3 protein-coding genes are annotated in these 8,633 nt (G+C 40.4%); 2 read left to right on the top strand and 1 reads right to left on the bottom strand.

Annotation, left to right across the window (positions count from 1 at the left end; all coding sequences use genetic code 11):
• Positions 1-274: DUF5615 family PIN-like protein (locus ACM0OR_RS18395; protein ID WP_414577873.1), on the top strand; the 274-nt coding region annotated here is incomplete at its 5' end.
• 85 nt (positions 275-359) lie between these two features.
• Here the strand turns inward: ACM0OR_RS18395 and ACM0OR_RS18390 are convergent.
• Positions 360-6,086, bottom strand: coding sequence for an alpha-2-macroglobulin family protein (locus ACM0OR_RS18390; protein WP_414577871.1), 5,727 nt, complete (start codon positions 6,084-6,086; stop codon positions 360-362).
• 246 nt (positions 6,087-6,332) lie between these two features.
• Here ACM0OR_RS18390 and pbpC point away from each other — a divergent pair, with 246 nt between their 5' ends.
• On the top strand, positions 6,333-8,630 hold the full coding sequence (pbpC, locus tag ACM0OR_RS18385) for a penicillin-binding protein 1C (RefSeq protein WP_414577870.1): 2,298 nt from the start codon (positions 6,333-6,335) through the stop codon (positions 8,628-8,630).
• Positions 8,631-8,633 lie beyond the last annotated feature (3 nt).

Here is an 8,633-nt window from a genome sequence, read left to right as displayed (position 1 = left end):
AAGTGAACAATTATCACTTTACCTTGCTTTTGTTCTTAACCGAGAAGTATTGGAGCGCATTTTGTTAACAGTAGATTTGGATTTTGGTTATTTATTAGCAGTAAGTAGAGCTAAATTACCCAGTGTAATTTTGTTTAGATTGGGGAATGAAAGTTACGAAATCATCAATGAATGTTTGGCAGAAGTATTAAACCGATTTGGGTCGGATTTAGCCACAGGGGTGATTATTTCTGTGAGTGATCGCGATTTTCGAGTGAGGCAATTGCCAATTTAAGGGAAGATTATATCACGTCCGATAAATTACTTAAGATATGAAAAGTATTCAACCAGACATGATATTAAATATTGGTACAACAGGTCTATTGAATTTGTAGCGTAGAACTGGCGGAACGTCCAAACTCTTCTGGTATATACTGCAAATGCACTTCCGCGCCAGGCCAGAGGAATGTACCGGGAGTTACAGAACGGACTAAGTAGTGGAGGCTATAAACTCCTGGTTCGAGGTGGTCAGCATAGGCGATAATGCGATCGCGGTAGATATTCTTATAGCCAAGTTGCCAACTATCGGCCTGTGCTTGTAATGCGGCTGTTGCAGTTTGAAAACTCTGGTCTACGGCTTCTAATCCTGCTGGTAATGGGTCTTTAATTACTATATGATCCACAGGATGGTCAGCAATAATTTCTAAACCAATATCAAACACTTGTCCACTTTCTACATTTAATGGTTTATCAAAAGCATAAATCCCTGTTTTTTGCAGAGGCTTAGTTTCTCCAACTTTGCTAATGGCTTTTGTAACTCGTAAACCGTTAAATCTCCCCGGTTGGTTTCCTTGCAAGCGGTAATTGTAAGCTACTAAATAATGTAACTTACCAGTACCAGATTTTTGCAAGTTCAAATCATGACGACCACGAGGTAATTTATCCATTGCTACATTTAATTGTAAACTAGGATTTTGATAACCATTAAAGCGATTTTCTCCGAGTTTTTTTCCTGCTAATTGTACTGTGGCTAAAAAGTTGGGAGGAGTTGATTGGAGTTGGCTATATTCTACTAATGCTGTTAAAGCTTGAGCATTATTATAATCTGTTTGCCATGTACCATTTCTGCGTTGTGCTAACAGACTTTGGAATAATTTATCGATGACTTCCGGCTTACTTTGTTTGGCGATAAATAATCTTAAAGCCTGTGCTTGTGCTGTGGTATTTGAACTCATCCATCCCCAACTATTGGGTAAGCTAATCACGGCTGTAAGTCCAGTTTCGTAGATATTTTCTTGTAACTGGTTCAACATTTGTTGTGATTCATCTTGCCATTCTGGGAATTGAGATAAATACCTTGCTAGTTTGATTTGGGTAACGATATCAAAATTATTACGTTGTTGATAAATATCCCCTAAGAAACTATTGCGTTTATCTCCCAGTTCTGCTAATCCAATTAAAGCATTAAGTTGTAGTTGATTTCTACATAATTTCTGTTTGCAAAAGTCATATCTTCCAGGGTTCGCCAAGACTTTCTGCAAATAATTTTTTAAGCGAGATAATGTTGCAGCATCTACCGCATTGGGGAAGGCTAACTTGGCTTGACTTAAAGCTTCAGCAGTGTAAGCAGAAATCCAAGGGTCAGATTTTTCTTGTCCTGGGAAGGCTGCAAAACCACCATCGGCGATTTGCAATTTTTGTAATTGGGTAATGGCTTGATTCGCCTGTTGTTGAGGATTAAATTCTGCAAAGGTTTGATTATATTTTTGCGTCAAAGTTTGTAGATTAGTCGCAATAATTAACTGACTCGCCGCAGGTTCAGCGAAGGGTAAATCATTATCTGCTAATACTTGTTTCGCTGGTGCTTTGATTTCTGGGATTAAGGTACTCGCTAGTTGAATATCTAAACCGCCAGCATTGGGGAAGACATTTTTATCAACATTGAGAGGAATTTTAACTTGCTTGTCAGTCACGCCGGTTTCTACAACTTGTTCTGTCACCTCCAATGGCTTGACCTCTAAAGGCACAGCAAAGGCATCGGCGGCGGTATTATTTAGCTGGGTGGTAAAGCGGACTTGCGCCACGCCGACATTCTCAGCCACCATTGGAAAGCGATAAGCTTGAGTTGTTGATTGCGTTTTGGTTTGTAAATTAGTAGTGCTGGGGTTCTTTTCAGCAAACTTGACTGTACCGTTGAGTTCACCGTTTATTGTTAAGTTTCCTGAAGTTCCCGTGTTATTGGTGACAGATAAATCGGCTAAGATGCGATCGCCTGGACGGGCAAACTGTGGCAAGATGGCATTAGTGAGTAGTGGTTTGGTGGTGATAAACGTCGCGTCCCCATTACCAAAGCGGAGATTTCCATCAGTAGCGACAACCATCACCCGCCATGTAGTTAAGTCATCTGGTAATTTCAAGGATATCTGCGCTTTACCATCAGCATCGGTGAGGATAGAACCATTGTAATAAGCTAAAGCTTGAAAATCTGTGCGGACACGGGTATTAGCTGCATTGGCTGAAAACCCGCCACCATAACCCCAACCTTTAGGTTTCGCTACATCTTGGGGTTGTATCACCACATCAGGACGATTATCACTGAAGCGCGTAGATATTGGCTGTTCTGCGTAAACTGTATCTACCAAATTTGGCGGACGATAACCAGACAGTTGTAACACCGCTTCATTTACCACCATAACGGTTAATTGTCCTTGGGTGGGTTGATTTTGGTTATCTTTGAGTTCCAGTTGTAAGGTTTCCTCTGCACCTGGTGCTAATGACGCTTGCAATGGTGTAACTTGCACTTTTAAATATTTATCTTGCAAGTTCACTTTAAAAGGCGTAAACCCAATTTTAACTAACTTATCTAAACTTCCTGCTTCTACTTGATTTAGAGGCGTACCTTGTCTGACTAACACAGCTTCTACTGCTGCATTGGGTAACATTTCCGACGTGACTTGAAATTGGATTTGTGGTGCGCCTCCCTTGGTTTTAGTTAGCTGTTGATACAGGGGTTTATCTTTAATAACGGCGAAATATAACTCTGCATCTGGGTAGGGAGATTGAATTAAAGCGGTAGCAATTTCACCCGGTTTATATTCTTTTTTATCCAGTTTAACTTCTAAGCGGTTCTGTTCTTCTGAACCCCAATAAACTGGATTATTTCCTGTCACCCAAATTTGGCTATCTGTGGCTGTTAATTCTTCTTTAGCATTGCTAAAATTAGCTCGAATGCGATATGAACCTGATGCGGATGGTGTGAAATTTACAATTTGGGGACTTTCCGCCGATGTAATTTCTGCGTGTGCTACCGTCTTATATTCAACTTGATTTTTTGCTGTGCGACTACCTTCTACTAATTGCGTCACACTACTATATTTCATCTGTTGTAATTCTACCCTGACTCGTTGATTAGTCATGAGTTTTCCTGTAGGTTCAGTCACAATCACTTCTACAGGGAAAGGTTTATCAGCATTGGCGATAAAATTACTTTTTAAACCAATCAAACGATTACTTGGTAAAGCTGTAAAGGATTTGGAACTAGCCACAGATAAATTAGAAACATCTGCAACTTGTACATCCACACGGTAAGTCATGGGATAGGGTAAATCTTTTGCCACCGTTACTGTTTGACTGGTTTTACCATTTGCATTTAATTTGGCGTTAGTTTGTAACACATCACTAGTAACAGCAGGAATTTCTTCCGGCCAAAACCATTGTCTACCAAAACTAAATTCTTCCCAATTTTTAGGGATAAAATTTTCCTGGCGACGAGTCACAAAATATTTGGCTTCTCCTCCCTCGACTGGCGCACCAAATAAATAATTACTCGCTGCGTTCGTCTCCACCTTATCCCCAACCAAGGCAAATTCTTTATCTACATCGAGTTCGACTTTAAAATTCGGCGGTTTAAATTCAGCTACCCGAAACTCACCAGAAATTTCTCTGTTGTCTTTACCCTTAGCTTGGATTGTATAGTACCCTAATTTTTGATTATTATTGATTGGTAATTCTAGAGAAAATGTCCCAAATTCGTTTGTGGTTTTATTACCTAAGTCTGTCTTTTGTCCATCAGGATTTAGCAAACTTACTTGGTACACTGCATTTTTATCTTGCTGAATAATACCATTTTCTAAATAATCAGCAAAACCAGTAAAAGCAGCTTTTTCTCCTGGTTGATATAACTGCCTATCTGAGAATATTACGCCGCGTGAAACTGGTTTATTATCTGCCCAACCTCCATCAATACCATAACCATAAACACCGCTATATTCTTCAGTTTTTGTAAATGCCCAATCTTGATTTTCACGGGCAATTACTAATAATTCTGGTGATTTGACGAACTCTTTATTGGTGATATAACATTGCTGCAAATCTTGACGCTGAAGTCTTAAATTACCATCATTATCTGTTTTACCTGTGACACAAGGTTGAACTGGATCACGATATTTAGCATCTAATCTTAATTGATAAATTTCGATAGGTGCAGCTTTCACAGGTAAACCATCACTGAGATGATTAACGCGAATGAAAGCAGAATCAGGAAACCATTGACTAAATACACCCAAATTTGTTAACTGTACTAAGCCATAAGTCGTAGGTTCTCGCCACAATTCTTTACCGTTGTCTTGATATTTATTTGTGCGTGCCTGCACCCCATAAGCTAACATTCCTGTAGCAGCACCAAGTTTTTCTCGGAGTGCTACGTTGACATTAGTTTGCTGATTGTTTTTAGCTGAAACTTTAAAATTTTGCCACTCACTGGGCTTTGGTAATAAATCATTATCATTACCTTGGGGATAAGCCCCCCTAGCGTAAACTAAATCTGTAGGTTGTACTACCCGATAAGCGGCTTTATATTGTGACTCTGGTAGGTTAACCGTATTAATATTAAGTTGCAAATTTTGCCCGGATGGAAAAATATGCAAATCTGAGGGAGTCCAGATATCTCCTGCTAAATCTCCAGTATTATAGTTAAGTGTTACAGGTTTATTTAAGGTTTGTCCAAACTTATCTTTGAGGTTTTTATCAATAGTGATTTGATAGTTAGTAGCTGGTGCTAAAGCATAGGGATTTATGGTTACAAATCTATCTTCATCACCTATTTGTAGCAGTCTAGAAATATCTTTTGGTGTAGGGTCAATTTTAATATGTTCTCTAACAGTATCTGCAACTAATATATTATTAAACTCTAGCTGGGGACTGCCTTTTACAAATCTCCCATAAGTTCCGCCTGCATCTGGTTGTCCATAAAAGTTAATTTGTTTAAATGCTAAAGGTGAATAAGTTGCTAATTTACTGATAACTTCTTTATCTGTAGGTAAGTTACCATCCGCAGGTAATATACCAGGAGAAAATACTAGACGATAACTCGTAGCTTTTTCTAAATTTTGTTGGGGAAATAAATCATAAACCCAATTACGTGCTGAAGGGTCGAACTTTTCTAAAGGTTCTTCACTTGCTGTTGGCTGTTCGGCTTTAGCTAAAGCTACTTTAAAATTAACACCTTTACTTTTACCTCCGGAAATTAACTGGAGATGTTCTTGCACAGAAGCTAAGTTAAGTTCTGTATTAGAGGTAAATTGCAGTTTTGGCTGTAAGTCAACTGGCTGAATTTCTGCTTGTTCTACAGGATTTACACCGGGTAAGTTAGTTAATTCAATGGGGTTGGTATTAAAAGTCCAAGCTAAATCTTTTTCTAGACGATGATTTTTTAAGTCTGCTAAACCTGCTTTGAGGGTAACTTGTAATCTTGTGGCTTGGGGTAAGGCTTGTTCTGGTTGAAAGCCTACCATGCGCGGTGTTAAAAAGCGAAATTGTCCAGGTAAGGGTGGCCAAAGGGCAAATTTTTGTAATAGGTTTTGTTGTTCGGGACTGTCTAGTTTTTCGACGGGGATTAATGGTTCTTTAAAGCGGATGCGAATTTGGTTGAGGGGTTTGGCATTACCGATGGGGCTAATTTGTTCAATCCAATCTGGTAAGTTGGGTGGGGTGAGTGCTGTAACGGTTGGGAGTTGTGGTTTTGATGATATGCCGATAAAGTTGCACCCTGCAATTCCTAATATGAGTGTAAAGGTTACTAGGAAGCGCATAAAAGTTTTAATAATCATGCTGGTTTATATGTGATTTAAAATAGGAATTACCTCACGCGGAGGCGCAGAGAGGGAGAGGTTGAGAGTTGAGACTAATGTCACATTACATGGATAACCAATTTTGTCTGACTGTTCCTGGAAATCATTACAATTTTTAACTATTTGATTTTAATGAATTTTTGTAAATTAATTTAGTGAAAAACGTTAACCTGAAAATTGTGATGTGTATTTATTAGTTGAGATGAAATTGAAGCTAATTGAGTGATGAAAAGGGTAAAGAGTTGGCGATGGAAAATTAAGCATAAACTTAGATATAGCAGAAGTATTCAAATTATTTTGGCTGTGGTGTTGATGTGCCTATGTGTGCGATTATTGCCTTATTTTGCACCGATTCGTGCTGGAGATATTGCACAGAATCAACTGGCGTTGGAATTTAGCGATCGCAATGGGCTACCATTAGGAACAATCCTCACTCGTGACCAAGAACATACCGCAGTTGTACCACTCAAGCAGGTTTCACCCCAATTTATTCAGGCAATTGTAGCGGCGGAGGATGGCAGTTTCTATCAGCATGGCGCATTGGATATGCAGGCTATTATCCGCGCCATGCAACAAGCCATTCATACCAAAAAAATTGTTTCCGGTGCTTCCACAATTACCATGCAATTGGCGCGGATGTTAGCACCATCCCCCCGCAACTTCTCTGGGAAAATTAATGAGATTTGGTTGGCTTGGCGGTTAGCAGCAGGGATGAACAAAGACGAAATCCTGTCTGCATATGTTAATCGTCTACCAATGGGAGGGAATATATATGGTGTAGAAGCCGCCGCTAGAACTTATTTTTCCATACCCGCCAGTGACTTAAATATCGCCCAAGCTAGTCTCCTCGCTGCTATCCCTAATAATCCCACTTACTTTGATCCGTTGCAGCATTGGAATAGACTCCAGCAGCGACAAAAATACGTCCTTAACCGCATGGTGCAGGATGGGTATATTACTAACCAAATAGCTGAGAAAACACTCACCGAGAAAGTAGTTTTCCAGTCGCGTAAAAGAGGAATTATCGCCGCACCTCATTTTTTATTTTGGTTAGCTAGTCAGTCATCTGAAACAGAAATAATTTCCCCTCTCCACACCACCATCAATCGCCCTTTACAGCGATTTGTAGAAGCGCAAGTACAGCAAGTAATTTCTACCCTCGCCGCCAACAACGTCCACGATGCGGCCGCTTTAGTGATTGACAACCATACTGGGGAAGTTTTAGCTTATGTCGGTTCACCTGATTACTTTAACGAAGCCAAATTAGGACGCAACGATGGCGTACAAGCTTTACGTCAACCGGGTTCTACCCTTAAGCCATTTGTGTATCAGTTGGCTTTAGAAAAAGGTGCTATTCGCCCAAACACCATTTTGGCAGATGTCCCCACCCACTACGCTATTCCCGGTGCCAAGCTGTATAGTCCCACAGATTACACCCAAAACTTCCTCGGCCCTGTTAGAGTACGCCTAGCTTTAGCGAATTCCCTCAACATACCAGCCGTGCGCGTCTTAGAAAAAGTCGGCGTACCATCTTTCTTAGTACGTCTGCATCAACTAGGGTTTAACCACCTCAAGCAAACCCCAGAATATTATGGTTTAGGTTTAACTCTCGGTAGCGGCGAAGTCTCTCTCTGGGAACTAGCCCAAGGTTACCTCACCATCGCCCAACAAGGAAAAACTACACCCTTAGTTACTACCATTCCCAATACCCAATTCCCAATACCCAATTCCCCAGTCCCCACTACATGGCAACTCATCACCGATATGCTGAGTGATAACCATGCCCGTGCTACAGCTTTTGGTGTAGACTCAGTATTAAACTTGCCTTTCCCCGCAGCTGTCAAGACTGGTACTTCCTCAAATTTCCGCGATACTTGGACGGTTGGCTTTACTAACAACTACACCGTGGCGACTTGGGTAGGAAATTTCAACGGCGAACCGATGCGCCAAGTGTCGGGAGTCATGGGTGCAGCACCTTTATGGAATCGCATCATGCTACACCTGCATGAACACCAAGAACCGGCAGCTTTTTCCTCTCCAGGTGGGTTAATTAAACTACCTATATGTGCAATTTCTGGGTTAAAACCAACACCAGAATGTAACTCTGTGGTGCAGGAATATTTCTATCCAGAAGATAAAATTGCCTATGAGAATCAGCAAGATTTTAATTTACCGCCAGAGTATGACGAATGGCTGGCAAAACAGCCATCGTCAAGTTTAATTACTAATAATTTAAGGATTGTCTCTCCCCACAATGGTGATTTATTTTTGGTATATCCCGGTACAGAGGGACAGCAAAAATTAGAATTCAAACTAGCAGGAAATACATCTACATCCGTGGAGTGGTGGCTGAATGGAGAAAAGCTAGATAGCCAAGTTAATTCTATGTTTTGGTATTTGCGTCCTGGTAGCTGGACTTTAGAAGCAAGAAGCGGGGAAAGGCGAGATAAAGTTAGTTTTCAAGTCGATCTAGCTAATATTAGTTCTACACGTCGGGGGTTTTCTATCGCCAATCCCCAATAATAT

It is taken from the genome of Anabaena sp. CCY 9402-a (genome assembly GCF_963920945.1).
Taxonomy (GTDB): Bacteria; Cyanobacteriota; Cyanobacteriia; order Cyanobacteriales; family Nostocaceae; genus Trichormus; species Trichormus minutissimus.
Note: the sequence above shows the minus strand (reverse complement) of the source record. Positions and strands in the feature narration are given on the sequence as shown.

Coding starts and splice junctions, on each gene's coding strand:
- ACM0OR_RS18390 (WP_414577871.1), bottom strand. CDS start 6,086: ATGATTATTAAAACTTTTATGCGCTTCCTAGTAACCTTTACACTCATA.
- pbpC (WP_414577870.1), top strand. CDS start 6,333: ATGAAAAGGGTAAAGAGTTGGCGATGGAAAATTAAGCATAAACTTAGA.